We start from the raw sequence: 20,714 nt of genomic DNA, 5'->3' as shown, positions 1-20,714 counted from the left end.
TCCCTTGGCGGGGCTGCCGGATACCGCATCGCGAAAGCGGCACGGGTATCGGTCTACTGCTCGGCGACCGGTCAGGGATTCACATCAGCTGTGGGTTCACTTCGGATCGGCAGGGGAAGTCGTGCCCTCGGGTGGCGGGTGAGGTGATTTCAGGTGCCGATACGCACGACCGCCACTTCCACTGGGACGGGCGACGCCGGTTTCGCGGCGGGCTGCCTGTCGCGCAGTGCCCGGAGGGCGTTGAGGATCGTCGCGAGGTCGACGACCTCCTGCGTCGCGGCACCGAGGGTCGCCGGTATCAGACCGAATGCGGCGACGATCATGAGTCCGATGCTGAGGGCCATCCCGATCCAGATGCTCTGCAAGGCGATCCGCACAGTGTCCTGGCCGATCCGGACGGCTCGGACCACGACGGAGATGTCGTCGAGAAGGATCACCGCTGCAGCGGCCTCACTCGCCGCCGTCGCTCCCCGGGCGCCCATGGCGATTCCGACGTCGGCGGAGGCGAGAACCGGGGAGTCGTTGACGCCGTCGCCGACCATCAGCACAGGGCGGTCGACGATGCCGCGGAGTATGTCCACCTTGTCCCGCGGCAGGCAGTCGGCCCGCACCTCGGTGATCCCGACGGCACGCGCGATGTGATCGGCCGTCGTCTGCGCATCGCCCGTCAGCATCACGATGCGGTTCACTCCCTCATCTCGGAGTCCCGAGATGGTCTGCGCCGCGTTCTTCCTCACGCCGTCGCTGGCGATGACGATGCCGGCGGCGCGTTCATCGATGACCACGTAGATGGCCATCTCACCTCCCCTGAGCGACGCCTCGACGACATCGGGCGCACTGGTTCGCGCGAACCGGAGCGTCCCGACGGACACGGTGTGATTCTCGAGGACGGCCGTGACGCCTTCAGCGGCGGTCTCTGTGGAGCGCTGCACGCGAAGCGGGGTGAGCCCGCGTTCTCGGGCGGATTCGACGATGGAGGCGGCGAGCACATGGGAGGAGTGCTCCTCGGCGGAGGCGACGAAGGTCAACAGAGTGTCCTCGTCCCACGGCGGGAGGGCGTCGATGCGCACGATCTCTGGTCTGCCGTGCGTCAGGTGCCTGTCTTGTCGAAGACGGCCGTGCGTACCCGCGCGAGCAGCTCGAGAACCCCTCCGCCCTTCACGATGATCCCGCTGCGGGCGGCGCGGCTCATGCCCCCCATGAACGCTACCGGGGCCGCCAGCACCAGGGGGCACGGCGTCGCCAGCACGAGCACCTCGGCGAATCTCACCGGATCGCCCGACAGCCACCACGCCACGCCGGCGATCAGAAGCGACACGACGGTGAAGGGCACCGCGTAACGGTCGGCGAGTCGAACGACGGGGGCACGATTCGACGAGGCCTGCTTCACTAGGGCGACGATCGCCTGATATTCGCTGTCCTGTGCTCTCGCGGTCGCCTGGATGGTCGCCGACGTGTTGCCGTTGACCGACCCGCTCAGGACACGCTCTCCCCGCGAACGATTGCGCGGCAGGCTCTCGCCGGTCAGTGATGACTGATCGAAGGCCGCCGTCGAGGACTCGAGGATGCCGTCCACGGGCACAGCCTCGCCGGACAGAACACGGATCAGGTCTCCGATGACCACATCGTCGGCTGGGACATCGACGGTATCGAGCGAGCCCGCGTCCAGGCGATGCGCTGTCCGCGGCTCGCGTGCGAGGAGCGCAGTCAGCTCCCGTTGGGCACGGCCCTGAGCGAAATCTTCGAGGGCTTTGCCACCAGAGACCATCAGCACGATGATCATGATGGCGATGACTTCACCCACCGCGACTGTCGCGACGATCGCGAGGATGTCGATTCCGAACCGACTCCGGCGCAGCTCGCCCACCACCCGGATCGCTTGGACGCTAGCGATCAGGATGGCGAACACGCCGAAACCCCAGTGCGCGACGACGTCGAATCCCGCGAACCAGATCACCGCACCCACTGCCCCGACAACGAGGGTGAGCGTCACGATCGGATACCTCAGAAGCAGGTGCTGCGGCCGTGCACCTGTGTCACCCACGTTTTGCAGACGCTTCGAGCTGCTCCTGCCTTAGAGCGGTCGAGGCGGCGACGCGAAGGATGACTTGTTCGACTACGTCCATGTCGCCACTTTGCTCGGCCGTTGGTGCACAGAACAGGGTCCAAGGTCCCGAAAACAGGATCCTTTGTGAGTGCGTCCAACTATCGCCAGTCAAATTTTCGTGGGGGCGGAGGCGCACCCGTACTCTGAGACCTTCGTCTCGAAAGTCAATAGCTTTCTGAGACGTGCCTCCCGGCGGTCGCATCGCGCCCAACGGATCCGGATTATCGGGACGTCGGCTGTCTCGGAAAGACGTCTTGCCGCGTTTCGTCTCAGGAGGGGACACGGATGGTGTTTCCGAGTCAGAATGAGGTCGTGAGACTTCTGGGTTATACGCGTGTGAGTACGTCGAGTCAGGACGCGCAGCTGCAGCTCGAAGCGCTCGTCGCCGCCGGCGTGCAGAAGCGCGACGTCTTCGCGGATGTCACCTCGGGGAGTAAGACAGCGATCGAGCGGACCGGGATGAAGAAGCTCCTCGAGTACGCCGAGGATGGCGACACCGTCGTCGTCTGGCGAGTCGACCGCCTCGGCCGCTCCCTGATCGACGTGCTGAACACGGTGAACCTGCTGCGCGAGCGTGGTGTGCAGGTCCGGTCGATCTCGGACGGTATCGATCCGTCGACGTCGACGGGCCGGCTGATGCTGAACATGCTTGCCACGCTCGCGGAGTACGAGCGCGAGCTCATCGTGGAACGGGTCAACGCTGGCATCGCGGCCGCCCGCGCGAACGGGACACGATTCGGTCGGCCTCTGTCAGATCCGGTCGTGATCGCGGACAAGCTCGCGATCGCCGCAGATGCGCGAGCGCGCGGTCGCACCGCTGAGGACGCTGCTCGTCTCGTCGGGTGGAGTCGCGCGACGCTCTATCGCCACCAGCAGGCTCACGCAGCCCGCGAGAGTGCAGCGATGTAGCGACTGATGGACGGCCTCGAGCGGTGGCGGATCCTTCGACTTCACGTCGAAGATCAGGTCCCCCTCGCGGCCCTCGCCCGCGAGAGCGGCATCGGCACGCGGACGCTGCAGCGCTGGCATCAGCTCTATAAGAGGGACGGGCTCGCCGGGCTCGACGACACTGCGAGGACGGACAAGGGCGGTCGGCGCACGGTTCCGGCGACCGTCGCCGCCATCGAGCGACTCGCCCTGACCCGGCCTCGTCCGTCGATCGCGACGTTGCATCGCCTCACCGTCGAGGAGTGCCTGCGCGACGGCCGGCCGACGCCGAGCTACGCCACCGTCCGCGAGATCGTGCAGGCCCTCGACCCCGCACTCGTCACCCTCGCGTTGGAGGGTCCCGCTTCCTATCGCGACCGCCACGAGCTGGTGTTCCGCCGCCGGGCGGAACGACCGAACCAGATCTGGCAGGCCGACCACACCGAACTCGACATCCTCATCGTCGGCGCGAACGGGAAGCCTGATCGCCCGTGGCTGACAACCGTGATGGATGATCACTCCCGCGCGATCTGCGGCTACATGGTCTTCACCGGAGCGCCCTCCTCGCTGAACACCGCTCTCGCCTTGCGGCAGGCGATCTGGCGGAAGACCGACCCCGCGTGGGCGATGTGCGGGATCCCCGACGTGCTGCACGTCGATCACGGCTCCGACTTCACCAGCCACCACCTCGAGCGCACCGCCGTCGAACTGCACCTCCGGCTCATCTTCTCGACCGTCGGTCGACCCCAGGGGCGCGGCAAGATCGAGCGCTTTTTCGGCACCATCAACACCGAAGTCCTCCCGACCCTCCCCGGCCATCTCGGCCCCGGGAACCGCAGCCCGCAGCCCGTGCTCGATCTCCCGGGCGTGGATCGGGCGATCGGCTCCTTCATCGCCACCTACAACCAGCGCACCCACCAAGAGCTCGGTATCTCCCCGCGAGACGCATGGGTCGCGGACGGCTGGATGCCTTGCATGCCCGACACTCTCGAGCAACTCGACGGCCTGCTACTCACCGTCCCGACCCATCGCACCGTGCAACGAGACGGCATCCACTTCCAGGGCCAGCGCTACCTCGCGCCCACCCTCGCCCCCTTCGTCGGACACACCATCACCATCCGCTACGACCCCCGCGACGTCTCCGAGATCCGCGTCTACGACCACGACACCTTCATCTGCGTCGCCGTCGACGAAGCCCACCCCAACATCCGCCTCAGCCTCCGCGACATCGAAACCGCCCGCCGCGCCCGCCGCCACGAACTCCGCCGCACCATCAACGACCACATCCCCACCGTCGCCCACCGCGAGGAACCCCACCTCGCGGACCCCACCCCGCGCAAGAAACGACTCCGCACCTACGAGGAGGAGTGATGACCCAGACCTTCATCGCCACCAAGGAACACCGCCGCTTCACCGAGTTCGCGAACGCGGTGAAGAAGGAACGCACCATCGGCATCTGCCACGGCGACGCCGGAGTCGGCAAGACCAACTCCGCCCGCCGATACGCCAACTGGGACACCCTCGAGCCCTACATCACCGCGTGGGGCCCACGCGGCGAAGACGACGCGAAACACAACGCGCTCGCGCATCGCTCCCGCACCGTCTTCTACACACCCGAGGTACTGCCGCGACCCAAAGACCTCATGCGAGAGATCGGCAAGTGGCAGGCCCACCTCGGCATTTGCATCGACGAGCACCTCCGCACGATCGGGAAAGTCAGCGGCATGCACAACGGCAACACCACTCGGCGGGTCGAGATGCTCATCGTCGACGAAGCCGAGCGGCTCACGCCCACCGCGCTCGAGCTGCTCCGCGACGAACACGACCGCACCCACCTCGCGATAATCCTGATCGGCATGCCCGGCATCGACCAGCGCTTCCGCCACTACCCCCAGCTCTACAGCCGCCTCGGCTTCTCCCACCGCTACCGCGCCCTCGGCCGAGACGAACTCCTCTTCGTCCTCGACCGACACTGGAAGCGCCTCGGACGCACCCTCAACCCCGACGACTTCACCGACGCCCAAGCCGTCGCAGCCATCGAACGGATCACCCGCGGGAACTTCCGCCTCCTCGAGCGCCTGTTCCCTCAGATCAGCCGCGTGCTCAAGATCAACGACCTGGAGACGATCACCGACGACGTCATCGAAGCCGCCGCCAGCGTCCTCGTCATCGGGAGCTGACCGGCGCCATCGAGCAATCGCAGACACCGCCATCAAGCGAGCAACTCCACACTCGCCGCCACCTAATGTCACGTAACTGTTCACTTATTCTATGACTCGTGATCGGCTCTAAGGGATGTTCTGTGACGAGGCATATTCGGTGATGCCGATGTCGGCGAGTATCCGGCGGGCGTTGTTTGGTCCTCCTGGTCCGGATGACACGAAACGGTAGAGCAGCTCGGCTTGGGCTGGGTCGGCGAGAGCGAGCGAAACCACTTCGTTGAAGCTGTCGACGACCGCCTTCCAGTAGTCGATCGGCTCAGCCTGCGTTCTCGTGCTATCCGCGATTGGTCGTGGTGTTCGGCCGTCGTCCGCTGGGCGGTGCGGCGCTGGGAGAAAGAGTGCACCATCGGTGCCAGGCGCTCGGATGGTCCCGTCTTCGATCATGGCGATTGCGGCGGCCGCCGCTTCGAGGAGACGTTGCTGTATCGACCAGTCGAGGAGCTCGAACGATCTCCAGACGCTCAGTCCGCCCCGGATGGGTTGCTCGATGCTGGCCCACACTTCTCGCAGGGTGTGCGCGTGGGTTCGCGCGTGGGTTGCGGAGGTACTGAGTTCGTCGATGATCGTGCGGAGCATCCGGAACCAGATGCCGGCGTGCACGTCGCGCCGAGGCAGTCGGACGATGCCGACGCGCAACGCGTCAGCTGAGCGCTGGTCCATCGCACGAACGGCGGGCGGTGCCGGTCGTGGCTCGGCGTGGCCGTCGACCCAGATGATGTTGGTGTCGAGGGAGCCGTAGGCGGATTCGAGGTAGCAGCCGTGCCGGGGGCAGCTGAGCGTCAAAGGCAGCTGCGACACGAGGGTGAGGCCGGGAACGCGTTCTGGGCCGGCGATGCATGTAGGGCAGGCGCGTCGTAGCGGCTCACGGGGAAGCCACGCGCGCCAGGGAGACGCCAACCGTGCTGGGCGCTCCCGCGCGGTGAGGAGAACATGGTGCTGGCGGACGTAGGTGTGGAACGCTTCTTCGTCGTCGGACGGTTCGAGGTCATCCAGGAGCCACGGCACGTTCCCGGCGATGCTCATCCCCCACAGTTCGTGTCGGTCTCGGCCCGTGCGCTGCTCCAACGCGACGAGCAGCTCGCGGGGTGGGGTGATGTCGAGACCGCCGGTAGTGCGGTCAAAGACGTCGAAGGTGTAGGTGCCGAGATTGTCAGCGAGGAGCTCATCGAGGCGGAGCCGGTGAGCGGCGGCAATGCGGGTCAGCCACGATGACAGCGCCTCTCCCGCGGATGGTGGTGGGTGCAGTGGCCATCTGGCGGGTGAGGTCACGCGAGCTCGCGCTCAAAGAGACGGCGACGCTCTGTCGGGCCCGCATAACTCGACAGCAGCAAAGTAGTCCGGTTGATGCACTCCTCGCCGGAATCTAGCGCCGCAACCGCCGTATCCATCAACAGCTGGTTCAACTCACCGATGGTCCCTTCACTGCGAGTGAGGAGGTAGCTGGCCATCTCGAGACCAGTGATGTCCGAACGCCGCCGCAGCGGGAAGGATGCGGCGAAGCTGGCGAGCAACGAACGGGTGCCGGTGTCGACTTCCCAGCGGGGCAGCGTGAACGGCTCGAACCGATTCTCGAGCTGATCGTCGGAACGGATCGCAAGATACGCATCCCGCGTGCCGACTCCGACCAGCGGAATCCGCAACTCGTTGCCCAGGAAACGCAGCAGGTTCAGGAACTCGCGCCTTACAGGGGTCGTCCCGGAGAGCACGTTGTGCAGCTCGTCGATCACGAGCAGCTGCACTCCGACTCGACTTAAAAGTTCGAGCGCGATCTGTTCCAGTTCGGCGAGGCGTTGCCGGGGCCTGAGTGGGGCCCCCATCGAGGCGAGCAGCCCCACGTAGAAACGGATCACGGTCGGGTCGGAGGGCATCTGCATCACCAGTACCGGGATGTGCTCTCGATCAGGAAGCGACACCGCCGGGTGCGTGCGGCGGAACTTCTCGATGATCATCGACTTGCCGTTGTTCGTGGGACCGATCAGGAGCAAGTTCGGCATCCGCTGCTTCGATGGCCACTCGAACAACGCCTCCAACCGGGCGAGCGCATCAGTGGCGCGGCTGTACCCGATCCACCGATCCGCACGCACATGGGCGATCCGTTCCGCTGCCGGCAGCACAGCGATCCGTTGCGCGGCCGGGGTGAGATGGGTCAGGTCGACCAGGTCATCGTCCACGTCACCACTCCTCAATGACCGGATACGGAACCGCCGGACCATCGCCACTCGGACCGCTCGGCGGAACGGGATCTCGTCGCGCTGGGCTTGGTCGGTCGGTGCGCCGGTCGGCGGCGCGACGCGCCCGTTTCGTCGATGCCGCGGCATTGGTGACCACCTGCCGCATCTTCTCGATTGTGCGAAACAACGCATCCTCATCGATTTCTTCGCGGCCGGCTGCACGGAGCGCGATAGTGGCCGCGCGCTGCTCCCACACGGATACCGGCGGGTGTGACATTCGTCGGTACGGGACATCAATGTAGTTCGCACCTTCCGGGTCGAGCACCCAAATGCGACTGATGTCGCGAGGGTCTCGCCGGATCACGAAACGGCCGAGTTTCTCGCGGCGCGCAATCCACGGCTTCAACGCGTCGGAGAAGTACTGCACGTGATCGATGGTGAAACCGGTTCTCCTCAGGGTCCGCCGGATCACCGGGAGAAAGTCGATCAGGAACGCAGCCGCGTTGGTCACCGTCGCAGGCGTTCCGTTCGCCTCCACCCCGGCCGCCCATCGCCCGGCCGGAGTCTGCCCAATCCCGCGATGCACCTGCCCGTGATAGGCCGCCACAGCCAGGGCTAGCCAATGCTCCAGCTCCTTGACGGTGAGGGTTGCCGACTTCTCGGAGTCGTAGCGGCCACGCTCGCCCGGATTCGAGAACGTCGTACCCGGAAGATCATGAACTGACCGCATCATCGTGCCGATCACTCGCTCCACGATGCCGCCGTAGTGCGGCTGACCCGGTGGACGGTAGCGCAGCTTCACACCGTGCTGCTCGCATCCGCGGCGCAACGCCTCGCTCTTGAACTCCGCGGCATTGTCGAGATACAACTCGGCAGGCTTCCCACTCATCGGCCACGACACCGACACGTCAACACCGTCCAACCAGGGCTGCTTGTCGGTGACCATGTGCGCCAAACAAAGGCCGACAGACAGTGCAGACGGGGCCTCGAGAGTGACAACGAGCCCCACGATGCAGCGACTGAACACGTCGATCGCGACCGTCACGTATGGCCTACCGATCGGTAGCCGGTGACGCTCGTCGACCACGATCACATCCACCACGGTGTGATCGATCTGCACCTGCTCCAACGGCCGCCGCACCGGCGGCACGAGACCAGCCGCGGATTGCAACGCCCGACCCGCATCCGAACCTTCGCGACGTGTAGCGGTCTCCGCCGGATCAAGCCCTGCGATCCGGCGCTCGATCGTCGCCCGCGAGGGAGCAGGAAGACCCTGTTGGCGGCAAACACGGACGATATCCCGATGCACCACAGCAACCGTCCGACGCTGGCGGTTCAGATACCCCTTCTTGATCACCTCCGAGACGATTGCTTCGACCAGCTCCGGCAGGTGCGTTCGGCCGCGACCGCCGTTCGATTGCCCAGGGATTAGGTCCGAAACGAGCCCCTGCCCGTCGCGCCACCGCCGCATCAGAACGTACAACTGCCGACGCGAGATACCCAGCTCCGCCGCCGCAACGTCCACACGGGAATGCCCAACGCGTGAGAGATCCGAGAGCGGACCAATGACCGCAGCCGTCTTCGCAGCGCGCTCCCACGCATCATCGCACGCGGTCAGAACACCGCGGTCGCGCACAGGCTCTCGAATGTCATCCATCACCGACCTCATCGTCGTGATCGCAACGGTAGTGCAGACAACCTCGCGCAGCTAGATCTTCACACTCACCTGCACGAACGCAACAACAGCGCGATCAATCGCGCAGGCGACCGCGAGAAACGACAGTGTCAGCCATCGTTCTCGAGGCTGCTCGCAAACGATCGTTTACGGCGATCTTTCACTGGTGCCTGCATTGGTGGCGTCAGAGCCCAAACGCCCCACCACTGATCAGGATGAAGATGCCCAAACTGATTAGAACGACCGGGAATAGGACGTGCTCCCAGCGCTCCAGAATTTCGGCGATCGGACGTCGCGTGGCGATGAACTTGGCAATCATCACCAGGACTGCAACAAGCGCGAGGAACACAACACAGTAAGCGACGACAGCACCGGGCCCTACACTGAGGAAGACCGGGACATAGACGCCGATGTTGTCCCCGCCGTTCGCAAAGGTGACCCCCGCCACCGCCCAGACCGCGATCTTCTTGCCCTCGAGCTTGCCTTCATCATCGTCATCATCGTGCCGGCGGCGCCACGTTTGCCAGGCCGCCCAAACCCCTAATCCCAGGGGAATCAGGCCGAAGTACGGGATGACCTCGGGGGGCAGGAAGGCTCCGGCACCGATGGATACCAGTACGGCGGCACCGAGGATGCCTGCGAATCCTAGGTACTGTCCGATCAGGATCCGAACGGTCGTGCCTCGCTGCCCTGCACCGCGGGCGAAGAAGAGCGAGAGCACGATGATGTCGTCGATGTTGGTGGCAAGGAATAGCCCGATCGCTTGTGCGATGGAGAGAACAATCATGAGATCACCCCTGCCGTGCAGCGCTCCGGGGCCGCGCAGAAGGGGGTCGATCCACTCCGCTTCATGATTCACAGCCGTGGTTGCCCGGCAGAGCAGTGAGCGCACGTGCGAGGCGGCAGTCCGCAACCTCGAACTGTTCTAATTGCATCGGATCAGTCCTTTGGCTTATGCGGGGGTGATCACGGGTTCGTGTCGGTGCGGACGTGCAGCGAACCGTGCTCTGAATCCGCGTTCTGGGGCGCGTGCGGCTTTGGCCGCCAGCTCGAGACGATGAGGATCAGGCAAAGCAGGGCGACGCCGCTGACGACGAGGACATCGGCCATGTTCCCGATGAAGAGGTCGCCATAGGCGATGAAGTCGGTGACGTGCCCCTGCCCGAACGAGGGAGGTTTCATGAGCCGGTCGACGAGGTTGCCGATCGCGCCACCAAGGATCAGGCCGAGTGCGATGCCCCAGCCGATGCCCCGCAGCCGCACGGCGATGCCGATCGTCACGGCCGCGGCTAGGACCCCGATGACCGTGAAAACCCACGCGGCTCCGGAGCCGATGGAGAACGCGGCTCCGGGATTGTGAACGAGCGATAATGACAGCAAGTCTCCGATGATCGGGACACGACTGCCCGGTGACAGCTGTGCGACCGCGAGCATCTTCGTGGCCTGGTCGAGGATCAGCCCGAGTGCAGCGACGGCCACGGCGATGCCGAGCGCACGAGGAGGCCTCCTCCCGATCGCGCGCCTAGACGAGGCCTCCGCGACGCCTCCGGCAACCGCCTCGGAAGGTGGGCGAGCGTTCCGGGTCGTCATGAGACGCCGTTTCGGGTGCGCGCCGCACGGAGTCCGTTGAGGATCACGATGACCTCCGCGATCTCGTGGACCAGGACGACGGCTGCGAGCCCGAGGACGCCGAACAGTGCCAGCGGGAGCAGGGCGGTGATGATCAGCAGCGACAGGATGATGTTCTGGTTAATAATGCGGCGTCCGCGGCGGGCGTGGTCGAACGCGCGCGGGATGAGCCGCAGATCATGCCCGGTGAAGGCGACATCGGCTGATTCGATCGCGGCGTCGGAGCCGGTCGCTCCCATCGCGATGCCGATATCGGCGGCGGCGAGAGCGGGGGCGTCGTTGATGCCGTCGCCGATCATCGCGACCGATCCTGCCTGGGACAGCTCGCCGATCGCCGCGGCCTTGTCCTCGGGGCGGAGCTCGGCGCGCACGTCGCCGATACCGGCTTGCGCGGCCAGAGCGCGCGCGGTGCGGGCGTTGTCGCCGGTCAGCATGGTCACGCCGGCACCCTGGGCCGCGAGGGTGCGCACGACCTCCGGTACCTCGGGGCGCAGCTCGTCTCGGACGCCGATCGCGGCGACCGATGCCCCGCCGCGGTGCACGATCACGACGGTCATACCCTGCTCCTCCAGGCTCGTGACCTGGCTCCCAAGGCTCTCGGCGTCGAGCCAGCGAGGGCTGCCAACGGTGATCCGTGCGCCGTCGACGGTGCCTTCGATGCCGTGCCCGGCCTGCTCGGTCACATCGAGGGCCGCAGGGACACCGGGGGCGGCTGCGGTGATCGCAGCGGCGAGCGGGTGGGTGCTGTGCTGCTCCAGCGCAGCCGCCCACTCCAACGCCTGGCGTTCGGTGACGCCGTCGGCCGTGAGGACCGCCGTAACGGCCGGCTGGTTGCGGGTGAGGGTGCCGGTCTTGTCGACGGCGACGTACCGGATCGCGCCGAAACGTTCGAAGGCTGCGCCGGACTTGATGATCACACCGAACTTGCTGGCCGCGCCGATCGCGGCTACGACCGTGAGCGGCACCGAGATCGCCAGGGCACACGGCGACGCGGCGACGAGCACGACCAGAGCCCGGGTGATCCACAACTCCGGGTCACCGAACAGGGACCCGATCAGCGCGACAAGGGCCGCGAGGATCAGCACGCCGGGGACCAGGGGGCGGGCGATCCGGTCCGCGAGACGCGCGCGGTCGCCCTTCTCCGCCTGGGCCTGCTCGACAAGCTCGACAATCGTGGTCAGCGAGTTGTCTGTCCCCGCCGCAGAGACCTGAACTTCGAGTGCCCCGGCGGTGTTGATCGCACCGGCGGAGACCGCGTCTCCGGGTTCGACCTCGACCGGGATCGACTCGCCGGTGATCGCAGAGGTGTCCAGGCTGGAACGGCCCGAGCGGACGATCCCGTCGGTCGCGATCCGCTCCCCGGGGCGGACAAGCATAATCTGGCCGACGGTGAGGTCCTTCGCCGCGATCTCGACCGAGGCCCCGTCGCGTCGGACCGTCGCCGTCTCCGGGACGAGCTTCAACAGTGCGCGCAGGCCGCCGCGGGCGCGGTCCATCGCCTTGTCTTCGAGTGCTTCCGCGATCGAGTACAGGAACGCCAGTGCGGCCGCTTCTTCGACGTAGCCGAGGATGACCGCGCCGACCGCGCTGATCGTCATCAGCAAGCTGATGCTGAGCTTGCCCTTGAACAGCTTCCGGATCGCCCCAGGTGTGAACGTCGACGCGCCGAGCAGCAATCCGATCCAGAACAGCACCAACGCCAGGATCTCCGCACCCGACCACCCGCAGATCAGACCCGCAAGGAACGCGACACCTGAGAACGCCGGGACCATAATCCCGCGATCCTGCCACCACGGCCCATCATGGTCGTCATCATCATCGTCGCCGACCGCAGACCCCTCCACCTGAGACTTCGTCACCGCCCTCACGCGCCGGCCTCCGTCCCGCAGCAGCCCGGCACGGTGCAGGACGCATCGACGCACGGCGCGTTCTCGTCGACGGCCAGCGTCACGTCCACGAGAGCGATCAACGCGGCGGCCAGGTGCGGGTCCGCGATCTCATAACGGGTCTGTCTCCCCTCCGGCTCAGCGACGACAATCCCACAGTCGCGCAGACACGTCAGATGATTCGACACGTTCGAACGCGTGAGCACCAGTTCACGCGAGAGCACGGCCGGGTAGCTCGGCCCACCAAGCAGAGTCATCAGAATGCGAGAACGCGTGGGATCCGCCATGGCCCGACCGAGCCGGTTCATTACATCGAGACGCGAAGCAATAGTCAGCATGTGATGATCATACAGCAGACACTGAACTATCGTGGATGGGAAGTGACTCCACCAGCGCCACTGAGATCACCGAGCTGTTTGGCGTCGCACACTCCACGATCTACCGCCCTGTGGTCGACGACCAGGCGCTCGTCGACGAGGCGGTCCGTGCGGGTGTCGCGGAAGCGGAGACGTAGCGGTTCGATCAGGTGGGGCCGGTGCGCGGGTCGAGTCCCGCCTGCCACCGTTCTCGCTGCTCCTCAGGGGTAACGATCTGTCCGTGGGGGTCGGTGACGGGGGCGAGGAACTTCGGGGCGCCAAGGGTGCTCTCTGCGGCCAGCTGGGCGTCTGCGAGGGTTTCGTAGTAGCCCAGCGGCCACCGGTCACTGCGTTTGAGAACCCAGTGGTCGACGCGGTACATCATCAACGTCTCGCGGGTGATCTTGTTCACCGTCGGCCCGTGATGGATCAGGAAGCGCGGTTGAATCGCGTCGTCGAGAACGAGCCAGTCGCTCTCCCCCACCCGAATCGTCTTCACGAACTCTATTCGAACATACTTTCGAATTGCTGTTCTAATGGGCTCATGGGAACGAACCGGCGATACCCCGAGATGGGGCTCGGCCGCGGCATTGACGAAATCCTGATCCGCGCCCAACCGGTCAGCCTTACCGATGACGAGCTCGACGTGGAGCACCACCCCGTCTATCGGCCAGCGGAGCCGCGGCCGGTGCGGGCGTGGGTGCGTTTTCCGGAGACCGTGATCCGGCCGGAGTGTGAAGCTATTGCCTGGACTGATCGGGCTGTGAAGGTGCGTTGGACGTCGGTCAACGGCATCGTGCGCACCGCATGGGTGTGGCGGGGCGCGATCGAGGATGGTTGGGGCCGTCCGCCCATCCCACCGCGCCGGTAGTGGCAGCCAATCGGATGCGCCCATGCAGCTGGTGCCCTTCCCTGATCGGGAGAACCCGACGATGTGGGTCAACCCTGAGCACATCACATCGCTTGTTCCAACGATCACGACGCCACCGGCACCGATTATGGTCAGCGTGCGCTGCAAGCTGCAGGGGCTATCGGAGTTCGTCATCCACCTCGGCCAGTTGGACTCCCCCGCCGCTGCGCAGCAGCGGTGGTTAGGTCTGCTCGAGCTCCCTGGGAAACGCTGTGCTCGATTCGCCTAAACGCCCCATGTAGACGCAAGAAGGCCCCGGCCGGGAGAGAGAGCGGCCGGGCTTTGTTCTTGTGAGATGTGGTTCGGAGCGTCGACGTTGACTCCCCTATTCGCCCTGTAGCGGCCGTAGGTATTCGCCGGTGCCTGGTTGTCGGATCGGTACGTCCCAGGGGGCGAGCGGCGCCGGCTGGTATTCGTTCTTCGTGCGGTGCTCGAGGACGGTCATGTAGTGCAGGTGGCGGTCGAGAATGTGGGTGATTGTTCCGTCCATCGCGATGAGCATGCGCTCTATGTCGTGCTCGGCGTCTTCAATCTGGTGCAGGAGCTCGTCTCGTTCCCGCAGCGCTGCGCGAACGCCGTGCACGTACAGCGCAAGGCCCTTCTGGGTGAGGCGGTCCATTCGGACGCGCCGTGCCGGCCGTTCGAGATCCTTGCCACCGAACTCCGGTGGTGCGGGATGGAAGTCCACCACACCCTCCTGCTGGGGTTCGGGCCCGTCGTCGACGAAGGCGCGGTGATAGTAGTACGCCGCTTCTTGGCGAAGCTCGTGCAGCTCGACGTACAGGTTCGCGAAGCTCTCGCGTGTGTCCTGGATGCCTCCGGCCATGATTTCTGCCGGCGTGAACGTGGTCATGGGGATGCCCCGCTCAGGCGCATCGAAGGGGCGCACGCAACGCGTGCGTCCCTGCGTCTTGTCTGCCGTCACTGGCAGGAGTCGCATTGAAGGTCCTCCATCGGGTCGATCGGGACGATGTAGGGCTCGGGTGCAGTCTGGTAGTGCTGGTCCCCCGGCTCGTCACCGTGTGCGTGTGCGTCCAGCCACATATCGGCTGCTGCAGGCTCTCCCAGCGCCCGGAGGATCCCGGCCAGCGCTTCGGCCTCTCGGCATCCCAGCATCGCGGCGACGTCGTGTGCGAGGGTCACGTCGGAAAAGACCCCACAGAACCGGGTGACGTCATCGGTGTCCGTAATGAGTGTGCTCATCGTTCCCTTCTCTCTCTCAACCAACCGACCCTTCTATAGGTCTGTGTCAAATCAGCGGGTGTTGCTTTGGTTCTCCCGCCGATCAGTTTTTTTGCCGTTCCGGCAGAGAGATCGAGAGCGCGTGGAGGCAGCGCAGTGCCCGGAAGGGAGCGGTTGCTAAGTGGAGGGAGCGCAGCGAGTGGAGTCTGCAAATAGCGACCGGAGGGAACGGAGCTGCCGGAGGAAGCTATGATCGGCCGGCCGGAATGGCGAAAACTCCGTGGAAAGATCAGCACGCCAGCGGCGTTCCGAACAATGAAATCAGCGCCGCCTCCGTGCGGCTCAACTCGGGCCCGGCCAGATCCGGGTTCGGCAAGTGGTCACCGCTCCGCTCCCGTGGAGTGGTCGCTAAGCGTAGTGTTCGAGACGTGACGGATCGACGGGGATTACCGTTTTGGGTGATAGGCAATTCGCGCAGAGTGGCCATTGTCATGGCCGTGCTGTTTTTCCTGGAACTTTGTTTCTTCGCGTCAGCCATCGGCCGGGATCTCTTTATCGGGTTGGCAGGCCTGGCGGTCGGTGTGATCGGTGTCGGCCTGGCCATCGCGAGCGTGATCTACCACTCTCGGAAGAGCCGTTCGTCGAGATAGTCGCGCGGCCGTCGTTCCGGAACACCCAGATCAGGGGCGCCTCCGTGCTGCCGTTCGTTGCCATCACGAACCCGACAGTTGTTAGGCCATGGCGGTGTTCAGTTGCCGGAAGAGTTGCCGGGCCAGGTAGCGTTTCAGGCTCCGGCGGACCTCTCGGCGGCTCTTGCCTTCCGAGGTTCGTCGCTCCATGTAGTCCTGGGTGCTCCGGTCGCAGGTGAGCCGGACGCGGACGATGGTGTCCAGGGCTCGGTTCAGTTGCCGGTCGCCTTGCCGGTTCAGCCGGTGCCGGGTGGTGTTGCCACTGGAAGCTTGCAACGGCGCGGCGCCAGCGAGGTTTGCGAACGCGGCTTCGCTGCGAATCCGGCCCTTGTGTGAGTAGGCCGCGATGACCTGAGCGCCGGTGACCGGGCCGACCCCGCGGATGCTCTGTAACCCAGGAGCGAGCTGCTCAACATAGTCGGCCAGCGCGTCCCGGTTGGCCTCGAGCTGCTCCGTCAGTTGGATCACCGAGACCGCAAGCCGTCGGGCTTCCTGGCGGATGGTGGTCATCGGGGCATCTTCGGCAGGTCGTCGCCGCCAGCCTGCGATCTCGCGGACCTGCCCATCCGTGAGCGGCTTGCGGACGTCCATCCCCAGCTGGAAGGAGCGCAGCAAAGCGGTAAGAGCGTTGCGGTCCGCAGTGCGTCGCCCATCCATCGCCTGCCGCGCCGTGAGCAGGACCCGCAGGGCAGCGCGGATCCCGTCCGAGCGGGGCTCGGCGAGCCGTTCAACGTCCGTGGCGAGGGCGGTGCGCGCGGCGGCAACCGCGTCAATCTCGTCGGACTTTCCGTGACCAGCGCGCGATGCCCGCTTCGGCGGCCGGACATCGCAAACTGTTAGGCCCGCGCCCTGGAAGACCCGAGCAATGACAGCCCCATAGGAGCCGGCACCCTCGATCGCGACCAGCAGCCGGCCATCAGCGCGCCGATGCATCCAAGCCAACGCGCGGCTGATCCCGGTGGACGAAGTCGGGAACATCGCCGAATCGATCACTCGGCCCGTGTCCGCGGCCAACACCGCGTAAGTGTGGGTCTTGGCATGAGTATCCACTCCGACCACGTAGTCGTATTCATCGGTCACGGTCGTCACCGATTCGCTCCTCTCCCCTGCTCAACGGATAATTCATCACGTCGGTCAAGAGTGTTACGAGGCGCATCTCTAACGAGTCACGCAACCCAGAACGCCGGGAGCGGACGACCTTCTATCAAGCCATCGGAACAGACAAACCGACATTCAGCCCCCAGCGCGCGGACGGGTCGATCGCAAGGCACCACCTCGGCGGGCCAGTTTTTCTTGGAGTCACGCAGCACCAGGGCCGAAGGTCAGTCTGTCAGCCAGCCTCAGACCAACCACTGATCATTAGAGTTCTTCTTTGCCTTCCGGCGAGAGAAATCGATAGTGAGCGGGAGCGCCGAGAGTGCCGGGTCGTGGAATACCGGAGGGAGCGCAGCGAGTGAGGATATGCCGCGAAAGCCCGGAACAGCAGGCGTGGAGTGAGCTACGGTGATCGGCCGGAAAGGTCAAAGAATATAGAGCATTCTCAGCGCCGCGCAGCGGCTCCGTTGGCGGGCGGCCTCCGTGCCGTCTCGCCCCGCTGTCGACCGCTCCCCCGTGCATACAGTCCCCCGAACGGTCACTATATGCAAAACGGATCCGCGACGCGGCCTACACCGCAGGGCCAGGGTGACGTCTTCGGCATGGGGCCGCCCCGCCAAGGCACGGATCGCATACAGTGCATAAATAGCACTATTGCCGCTATTAGCGCCACTGCTTCTAATAGTGGCAATTGCACTAATAGAGCGATTCGCTCTATTAGTGCCATTAGAGCCAATCCTTCTATTGGCTCTAGGCGTGTCATTGCCGCTAATGGAGCTATTTTGCCCGAAACTTGTCATATGAACGGGAGAGTGAAGATGCCTGCAGGACCTCTAAGCGCCAACGAGCGCGCTGCGCTTAGCCGCACCATCGCAGTAATCAACAGCAAAGGTGGCGTATTGAAAACGTCGATCTCTGCGAACGTCGCCGGCTATCTGGCTTCCAGCGGCTTCCGTGTTCTTCTTGTCGATCTTGACCCTCAGGGGAACTTGGCCGAAGACCTGGGATACACGGGCCAGGAAACCGACGATGAGGGGGAGTCGTTCGCGCGAGCGCTCATGCTTGGCGAGCAGGTTGGTCCCGTGACCGCCGTCAGGCAGAACCTTGATGTGCTTGTTGGGGGACCTCGCCTCGACGAGGCAGTCGCGGTTCTCGGGGTAAAAGCGAGCAAAGACCCCGATGGTGCAAAGCTCTCACTGGCTCGCCTTTTGGCGCCTATCGCGCCGAACTACGACATCATCTTGTTGGACTGTCCGCCAGGGGATGAGACGCTCCAGTCCGCTGCCGTTGCGGCCGCGCGGTACGCATTGGTGCCGATCAAGTCGGATGCGTCTAGCCGGAAGGGTATGGCTGGTGTCGCCGCTCGCCTTGAGGGCGTTCTGACGTTGAACCCCAGCATTGATCTCCTTGGGGTTGTGCTTGTTGCCACGGGTAAGGGCGCCACAGCGATTCAGGCTGAGGCCCGCACCCATGTGAGCAACCTCTTCAACAGCGATCCTGACGTTCTTTTCAGCAGCACGATTCGTCATTCTGAGGCCGTCGCCCAGGCAACGCGCGAGCGCGGGCTTCTGGTCTATGAACTCGATGAGAGTGTCAAGCGGGCACCGAAGTGGTACCAGGTGCTTCGCGGCGAAGCGACAGCGTCGCAGCTCGCACCGCGCACAGCAGGCTCAGTCGCTGACGACTACTTCAACTTGAGCCAAGAGATCGTTTCGCGGATCACCGCGGCCGAACAGGAGGAGGCGCAGTCCGCATGAGCGACGTTGACAGCCCGCGCCGAATTGAGGGCCTTACTCCTCGACGTCAGTTGGATCTCAGCCTGCTCCAGCGGAAAAATCGCGAACAGCCTGCGGTGGACGAGCCCGCGGTCGAGGTGCCGAAGCAAACGACCAAAGGGCAGGAGGGGAGCTCGGATTCGGGAGTGGGCAGCTCGAAATCCCGTCCTCGTGCCACCCGTCATAACGCTGAAGGCCGCACGTCAACATCCTCAGAGGCGGCTGCTCAGGCGAGCTCGAACGATACGGCCCGGATCTCGTTCTATGTTCCTGATGAGTTGAGTCGACGAGCTAAAGCCGCCTTCCGCGCGACCGCATTCCAGGCAGGCGATCGCACATGGTCAGCATTCCTCGTGCGAGCGCTGGAGTCTGAAGTGAATCGCCGTGAGTCGGAGTACAACGCGGGTGAGCGTTTCGAGGATTCAGGCAAGAACCTGCCTGCCGGCCGACCGTTGGCGTAGCACCTTCAGGCAGCGACGAAGTTCAGCCCGCGGCTCGCTCGATAAGACCGGCGAAGAGAATCCTGTCGGGTTAGCCTCCGTGCCGACTGCGGGTGCGGGTGCGGGTGCGGGTGCGGGGGAGTGTGAGGGGCGCCGGCTCCCTCACGACCGGTGGCGCACCATTCAGCTGGAGGTTGTGGTGGCTGTCACGTCGTCGGGGTCGCCTTCCCAGAAGTGATCCAGGGCGGCGCGGATCATGCTGGCCGCGACACTTTCGGTATCGATGCCCCGTCCCGCTCGCTCGGGGTAGCGCAGTGTGACGGTGAGGGAATGTGTCGGCGCGGCGTGGTCGAATCCGTCGCTCGGCTCGTCGTCGGCGTATTGGTAGGTCCACGCGAATCCGACTGCACCCTCGGGGCCTTCGCCGTTGCGCTCGAATGCGGCGCGGTGCTCGTCGTCTCCCGGGTGCGGAGCGCGCGTGCAGTGCCATTCGAGGCCGCCGACGTCGTAGGTGGTGTTTCCGCATTGCTGGCCCGTGGGGCTGAGGTCCGCGTCGGGCGCGGCGGGGTCGAACTGCTGTAGGTCGAGAGTGGCGGGCCGCTCGTAGGTGATGATCATGGGGTTTCCTTCTGGGTTGGTGGGGGAGGGCCGCTCGAGAGCGCCCCTGCCAGGTCTCAGGCGGCGTCTTCGGTGTCGTCGCCCTCATCGGCGGGGTCGAGGATTCCGGCGATTTGGTGAGCGGCGCGGAGGACGCGGGCAGCGGTGGATTTGATCAGGTCGGTGTCCGCGTCCGACCATCCGGCGATGTAACCGACGCTGTAGCCGCTGGTGTCGAAGCCGATCAGGCCGGCGACGACGTAGGCGACGCTCTCGGCCTCGGTCTCCATCAGCCCGCGGTGCTCGACGTACTCGGCCAGGTCCTCGGTGTGCCCCAGGAGGACGTGCGCGGTCTCGTGAATCAGGGTCTTGGCCATGTGCTCGGGGCTGAGGTTCGCGTCGACAACGACGACCATTTCCTCGGGGTCGGTGTAGCCGTTCTTGGGGCCTTGGATCGGTCGGAGCTCGACGGTCCAACCTTCATCGACGAGGTAGGCGGAAAGGGCGTCGACGATGCCGAAATCATCCGCTCCGGTGAGCTGTGCCGTGAGGGTTCCCGCGTCCTGGGCGCCGTCCACCAGGTCGGTCTGCCCGATATCGAACACGGAGAGGATGGGGAAGCGGGCGACCCGCTTTTCTACCTCGTCGCCGTTCTCGTCCTCCGCGGTGATCTTCTTCGTGCTGTAGCCGAAGATCCGGATAGCCTTCTCGCCCTTGCGCACCTGGCGGCCGAGCGACTGCCATTTCCGGAATCCTGCGACCTGGGATGCCTCGGGCATCTGGGAGAGGATCAGCAGGAGGTTGTTCAGCGAGTAGGCGTGGAACGCTTTCGCGAAGTCGAGGAACGCCCGCCACTGGTCGGAGTCGCGCAGCTGCTCCACCTGGTCGCTGATCGAGTTGTGTAGGGCTTCTGCCTGAGCCTTCTTCTCTTCAATGGTCTTGCCGGGTCGACGGGTCTTGGTCACGATTCTCTCCCTGCGTGGACAACTGTTTTTTGTGCCTTCCGGCGAGAGAAATCGATAGAGAGCGGGAGTGCCGGAGCCCCGGGTCGTG

Annotated in this window: 23 protein-coding genes; 8 read left to right on the top strand and 15 right to left on the bottom strand. The window is 65.0% G+C overall.

The window, feature by feature from the left end:
* Positions 1-149 precede the first annotated feature (149 nt).
* Together BGO91_RS04665 and BGO91_RS04660 are read right to left on the bottom strand one after the other, a co-directional pair.
* Positions 150-1,070, bottom strand: coding sequence for an HAD-IC family P-type ATPase (locus BGO91_RS04665; RefSeq protein WP_290471707.1), 921 nt, complete (start codon positions 1,068-1,070; stop codon positions 150-152).
* Positions 1,071-1,090: 20 nt separating this feature from the next.
* On the bottom strand, positions 1,091-1,993 hold the full coding sequence (locus tag BGO91_RS04660) for an HAD-IC family P-type ATPase (RefSeq protein WP_290471706.1): 903 nt from the start codon (positions 1,991-1,993) through the stop codon (positions 1,091-1,093).
* A 399-nt stretch (positions 1,994-2,392) separates the two neighbouring features.
* Here BGO91_RS04660 and BGO91_RS04655 point away from each other — a divergent pair, with 399 nt between their 5' ends.
* The 3 genes from BGO91_RS04655 to BGO91_RS04645 are packed head-to-tail and all read left to right on the top strand — an operon-like array spanning position 2,393 to position 5,214.
* Positions 2,393-3,016: a recombinase family protein gene (locus BGO91_RS04655; RefSeq protein ID WP_290471705.1), complete on the top strand. Its 624-nt coding sequence runs from the start codon at positions 2,393-2,395 to the stop codon at positions 3,014-3,016.
* A 6-nt stretch (positions 3,017-3,022) separates the two neighbouring features.
* Entirely contained in the window at positions 3,023-4,405 is a 1,383-nt protein-coding gene (locus BGO91_RS04650) for a Mu transposase C-terminal domain-containing protein (protein WP_290471704.1), read from the top strand.
* Entirely contained in the window at positions 4,405-5,214 is an 810-nt protein-coding gene (locus BGO91_RS04645; protein WP_290471703.1) for an AAA family ATPase, read from the top strand. Before BGO91_RS04650 ends, BGO91_RS04645 begins: the two co-directional genes overlap by 1 nt.
* A gap of 108 nt (positions 5,215-5,322) precedes the next feature.
* On the opposite strand, the gene BGO91_RS04640 is transcribed toward BGO91_RS04645, so the two are convergent.
* From BGO91_RS04640 to BGO91_RS04610, 7 genes are all read right to left on the bottom strand, one after another.
* Complete coding sequence (locus BGO91_RS04640) at positions 5,323-6,525, bottom strand: TniQ family protein (protein WP_290471702.1); 1,203 nt, start codon at positions 6,523-6,525, stop codon at positions 5,323-5,325.
* Positions 6,522-7,427, bottom strand: coding sequence for a TniB family NTP-binding protein (locus tag BGO91_RS04635; RefSeq protein WP_290471701.1), 906 nt, complete (start codon positions 7,425-7,427; stop codon positions 6,522-6,524). The genes BGO91_RS04640 and BGO91_RS04635 overlap by 4 nt, the downstream gene beginning before the upstream one ends.
* A gap of 1 nt (position 7,428) precedes the next feature.
* Positions 7,429-9,084 carry a Mu transposase C-terminal domain-containing protein gene (locus tag BGO91_RS04630; RefSeq protein WP_290471756.1) on the bottom strand — a complete coding sequence of 552 codons (1,656 nt, stop codon included), beginning with the start codon at positions 9,082-9,084 and terminating at the stop codon, positions 7,429-7,431.
* Positions 9,085-9,286: 202 nt separating this feature from the next.
* The gene (locus BGO91_RS04625; RefSeq protein ID WP_290471700.1) at positions 9,287-9,889 is read right to left on the bottom strand and encodes a cadmium resistance transporter; all 603 of its coding nucleotides are present in this window, start codon (positions 9,887-9,889) and stop codon (positions 9,287-9,289) included.
* A gap of 179 nt (positions 9,890-10,068) precedes the next feature.
* Entirely contained in the window at positions 10,069-10,692 is a 624-nt protein-coding gene (locus BGO91_RS04620; protein WP_290471699.1) for a signal peptidase II, read from the bottom strand.
* Entirely contained in the window at positions 10,689-12,503 is a 1,815-nt protein-coding gene (locus BGO91_RS04615; RefSeq protein ID WP_290471698.1) for a cation-translocating P-type ATPase, read from the bottom strand. Before BGO91_RS04615 ends, BGO91_RS04620 begins: the two co-directional genes overlap by 4 nt.
* Before the next feature lie 92 nt (positions 12,504-12,595).
* Positions 12,596-12,955 carry a metalloregulator ArsR/SmtB family transcription factor gene (locus tag BGO91_RS04610; RefSeq protein ID WP_290471697.1) on the bottom strand — a complete coding sequence of 120 codons (360 nt, stop codon included), beginning with the start codon at positions 12,953-12,955 and terminating at the stop codon, positions 12,596-12,598.
* A 35-nt stretch (positions 12,956-12,990) separates the two neighbouring features.
* On the opposite strand from BGO91_RS04610, the gene BGO91_RS04605 reads away from it, so the two are divergent.
* Entirely contained in the window at positions 12,991-13,131 is a 141-nt protein-coding gene (locus BGO91_RS04605) for a hypothetical protein (RefSeq protein ID WP_290471696.1), read from the top strand.
* An 8-nt stretch (positions 13,132-13,139) separates the two neighbouring features.
* Here the strand turns inward: BGO91_RS04605 and BGO91_RS04600 are convergent, their stop codons facing one another.
* Positions 13,140-13,472, bottom strand: coding sequence for a hypothetical protein (locus BGO91_RS04600; RefSeq protein WP_290471695.1), 333 nt, complete (start codon positions 13,470-13,472; stop codon positions 13,140-13,142).
* Positions 13,473-13,517: 45 nt separating this feature from the next.
* Between BGO91_RS04600 and BGO91_RS04595 the strand changes: the two genes are divergently transcribed.
* Positions 13,518-13,844, top strand: coding sequence for a hypothetical protein (locus BGO91_RS04595; protein ID WP_290471694.1), 327 nt, complete (start codon positions 13,518-13,520; stop codon positions 13,842-13,844).
* 364 nt (positions 13,845-14,208) lie between these two features.
* On the opposite strand, the gene BGO91_RS04590 is transcribed toward BGO91_RS04595, so the two are convergent.
* Positions 14,209-14,736, bottom strand: a complete 528-nt coding sequence (locus BGO91_RS04590; RefSeq protein WP_290471693.1) for a hypothetical protein — start codon at positions 14,734-14,736, stop codon at positions 14,209-14,211.
* Positions 14,737-14,804: 68 nt separating this feature from the next.
* Complete coding sequence (locus BGO91_RS04585; RefSeq protein ID WP_290471692.1) at positions 14,805-15,086, bottom strand: hypothetical protein; 282 nt, start codon at positions 15,084-15,086, stop codon at positions 14,805-14,807.
* Positions 15,087-15,556: 470 nt separating this feature from the next.
* On the opposite strand from BGO91_RS04585, the gene BGO91_RS04580 reads away from it, so the two are divergent.
* On the top strand, positions 15,557-15,715 hold the full coding sequence (locus tag BGO91_RS04580) for a hypothetical protein (RefSeq protein WP_208042386.1): 159 nt from the start codon (positions 15,557-15,559) through the stop codon (positions 15,713-15,715).
* A gap of 81 nt (positions 15,716-15,796) precedes the next feature.
* On the opposite strand, the gene BGO91_RS04575 is transcribed toward BGO91_RS04580, so the two are convergent.
* Positions 15,797-16,843: an IS110 family transposase gene (locus tag BGO91_RS04575; RefSeq protein WP_290471691.1), complete on the bottom strand. Its 1,047-nt coding sequence runs from the start codon at positions 16,841-16,843 to the stop codon at positions 15,797-15,799.
* 824 nt (positions 16,844-17,667) lie between these two features.
* Between BGO91_RS04575 and BGO91_RS04570 the strand changes: the two genes are divergently transcribed.
* On the top strand, positions 17,668-18,606 hold the full coding sequence (locus BGO91_RS04570) for a ParA family protein (protein ID WP_290471755.1): 939 nt from the start codon (positions 17,668-17,670) through the stop codon (positions 18,604-18,606).
* A complete protein-coding gene (locus BGO91_RS04565; protein WP_290471690.1) occupies positions 18,603-19,085 on the top strand; it encodes a hypothetical protein in 483 nt (160 codons plus the stop codon). The genes BGO91_RS04570 and BGO91_RS04565 overlap by 4 nt, the downstream gene beginning before the upstream one ends.
* Positions 19,086-19,247: 162 nt before the next feature.
* Here the strand turns inward: BGO91_RS04565 and BGO91_RS04560 are convergent, their stop codons facing one another.
* Both BGO91_RS04560 and BGO91_RS04555 read right to left on the bottom strand, forming a co-directional pair.
* On the bottom strand, positions 19,248-19,682 hold the full coding sequence (locus tag BGO91_RS04560) for a hypothetical protein (protein ID WP_290471689.1): 435 nt from the start codon (positions 19,680-19,682) through the stop codon (positions 19,248-19,250).
* A 56-nt stretch (positions 19,683-19,738) separates the two neighbouring features.
* Positions 19,739-20,714, bottom strand: a 976-nt coding sequence (locus BGO91_RS04555) for an ArdC-like ssDNA-binding domain-containing protein (RefSeq protein WP_366925290.1), incomplete at its 5' end; no start/stop codon positions are given.

Origin of the sequence: Leifsonia sp. 71-9 (assembly GCF_001898805.1) — a bacterium.
In the GTDB taxonomy this organism is placed as follows: Bacteria; Actinomycetota; Actinomycetes; order Actinomycetales; family Microbacteriaceae; genus Leifsonia.
This window is presented reverse-complemented; position numbering and strand designations above follow the sequence as displayed.

Coding starts and splice junctions, on each gene's coding strand:
- BGO91_RS04590 (WP_290471693.1), bottom strand. CDS start 14,736: ATGACCACGTTCACGCCGGCAGAAATCATGGCCGGAGGCATCCAGGAC.
- BGO91_RS04570 (WP_290471755.1), top strand. CDS start 17,668: ATGCCTGCAGGACCTCTAAGCGCCAACGAGCGCGCTGCGCTTAGCCGC.
- BGO91_RS04580 (WP_208042386.1), top strand. CDS start 15,557: ATGGCCGTGCTGTTTTTCCTGGAACTTTGTTTCTTCGCGTCAGCCATC.
- BGO91_RS04655 (WP_290471705.1), top strand. CDS start 2,393: ATGGTGTTTCCGAGTCAGAATGAGGTCGTGAGACTTCTGGGTTATACG.
- BGO91_RS04565 (WP_290471690.1), top strand. CDS start 18,603: ATGAGCGACGTTGACAGCCCGCGCCGAATTGAGGGCCTTACTCCTCGA.
- BGO91_RS04645 (WP_290471703.1), top strand. CDS start 4,405: ATGACCCAGACCTTCATCGCCACCAAGGAACACCGCCGCTTCACCGAG.
- BGO91_RS04615 (WP_290471698.1), bottom strand. CDS start 12,503: ATGGTCCCGGCGTTCTCAGGTGTCGCGTTCCTTGCGGGTCTGATCTGC.
- BGO91_RS04630 (WP_290471756.1), bottom strand. CDS start 9,084: ATGGATGACATTCGAGAGCCTGTGCGCGACCGCGGTGTTCTGACCGCG.
- BGO91_RS04595 (WP_290471694.1), top strand. CDS start 13,518: ATGGGAACGAACCGGCGATACCCCGAGATGGGGCTCGGCCGCGGCATT.
- BGO91_RS04625 (WP_290471700.1), bottom strand. CDS start 9,889: ATGATTGTTCTCTCCATCGCACAAGCGATCGGGCTATTCCTTGCCACC.
- BGO91_RS04585 (WP_290471692.1), bottom strand. CDS start 15,086: ATGAGCACACTCATTACGGACACCGATGACGTCACCCGGTTCTGTGGG.
- BGO91_RS04560 (WP_290471689.1), bottom strand. CDS start 19,682: ATGATCATCACCTACGAGCGGCCCGCCACTCTCGACCTACAGCAGTTC.
- BGO91_RS04650 (WP_290471704.1), top strand. CDS start 3,023: ATGGACGGCCTCGAGCGGTGGCGGATCCTTCGACTTCACGTCGAAGAT.
- BGO91_RS04610 (WP_290471697.1), bottom strand. CDS start 12,955: ATGCTGACTATTGCTTCGCGTCTCGATGTAATGAACCGGCTCGGTCGG.
- BGO91_RS04620 (WP_290471699.1), bottom strand. CDS start 10,692: ATGACGACCCGGAACGCTCGCCCACCTTCCGAGGCGGTTGCCGGAGGC.
- BGO91_RS04605 (WP_290471696.1), top strand. CDS start 12,991: ATGGGAAGTGACTCCACCAGCGCCACTGAGATCACCGAGCTGTTTGGC.